This is a genomic window from Serratia nevei, assembly GCF_024160145.1.
Lineage (GTDB): Bacteria > Pseudomonadota > Gammaproteobacteria > Enterobacterales > Enterobacteriaceae > Serratia > Serratia nevei_A.
In genome coordinates, this window is the sequence record NZ_JAMYWQ010000085.1 from 1 (window position 1) to 1549 (window position 1549).

Below are 1549 nucleotides of genomic sequence, written 5' to 3' on the forward strand. Positions count from 1 at the left end.
TTTGATGCCTGGCAGTGTCCTACTCTCGCATGGGGAGACCCCACACTACCATCGGCGCTACGGCGTTTCACTTCTGAGTTCGGCATGGGGTCAGGTGGGACCACCGCGCTATTGCCGCCAGGCAAATTCTGTTTCATTCCAACCGCTTCACTACCGTGTCGCCATCAGAACCAATCTGTAAACAAGCTGAATATTGTCTTGGTCTCACCAAAACACCTTCGGTGTTGTAAGGTTAAGCCTCACGGATCATTAGTACTGGTTAGCTCAATGCATCGCTGCACTTACACACCCAGCCTATCAACGTCTTAGTCTTAAACGTTCCTTCAGGGGCCTTGAAGGCCCAGGGAAGACTCATCTTGAGGCAAGTTTCGCGCTTAGATGCTTTCAGCGCTTATCTTTTCCGCACTTAGCTACCGGGCAATGCCATTGGCATGACAACCCGAACACCAGTGGTGCGTTCACTCCGGTCCTCTCGTACTAGGAGCAACCCCTCTCAATCTTCCAACGCCCACGGCAGATAGGGACCGAACTGTCTCACGACGTTCTAAACCCAGCTCGCGTACCACTTTAAATGGCGAACAGCCATACCCTTGGGACCTACTTCAGCCCCAGGATGTGATGAGCCGACATCGAGGTGCCAAACACCGCCGTCGATATGAACTCTTGGGCGGTATCAGCCTGTTATCCCCGGAGTACCTTTTATCCGTTGAGCGATGGCCCTTCCATTCAGAACCACCGGATCACTAAGACCTACTTTCGTACCTGCTCGAGCCGTCACTCTCGCAGTCAAGCTAGCTTATGCCTTTGCACTAACCTCACGATGTCCGACCGTGATTAGCTAACCTTCGTGCTCCTCCGTTACTCTTTGGGAGGAGACCGCCCCAGTCAAACTACCCACCAGACACTGTCCTCACCCCAGATTATGGGGCAGAGTTAGAACATCAAACATTAAAGGGTGGTATTTCAAGGATGGCTCCACGCAGACTGGCGTCCACGCTTCAAAGCCTCCCACCTATCCTACACATCAAGGCTCAATGTTCAGTGTCAAGCTATAGTAAAGGTTCACGGGGTCTTTCCGTCTTGCCGCGGGTACACTGCATCTTCACAGCGAGTTCAATTTCACTGAGTCTCGGGTGGAGACAGCCTGGCCATCATTACGCCATTCGTGCAGGTCGGAACTTACCCGACAAGGAATTTCGCTACCTTAGGACCGTTATAGTTACGGCCGCCGTTTACTGGGGCTTCGATCAAGAGCTTCGCCTTGCGGCTGACCCCATCAATTAACCTTCCAGCACCGGGCAGGCGTCACACCGTATACGTCCACTTTCGTGTTTGCACAGTGCTGTGTTTTTATTAAACAGTTGCAGCCAGCTGGTATCTTCGACTGGCTTCAGCTCCATCCGCAAGGGACTTCACCTACATGCCAGCGTGCCTTCTCCCGAAGTTACGGCACCATTTTGCCTAGTTCCTTCACCCGAGTTCTCTCAAGCGCCTTGGTATTCTCTACCTGACCACCTGTGTCGGTTTGGGGTACGATTCAATGTTACCT

2 rRNA genes are annotated in these 1549 nt (G+C 52.6%); both read right to left on the minus strand.

Going from position 1 to position 1549, the window contains the following annotated elements:
- Positions 1-6: 6 nt before the first annotated feature.
- Positions 7-122: ribosomal RNA gene (gene rrf / locus M6G53_RS24800) — 5S ribosomal RNA — on the minus strand.
- A gap of 106 nt (positions 123-228) precedes the next feature.
- Positions 229-1549 (minus strand): 23S ribosomal RNA (locus M6G53_RS24805); the annotation flags it as partial.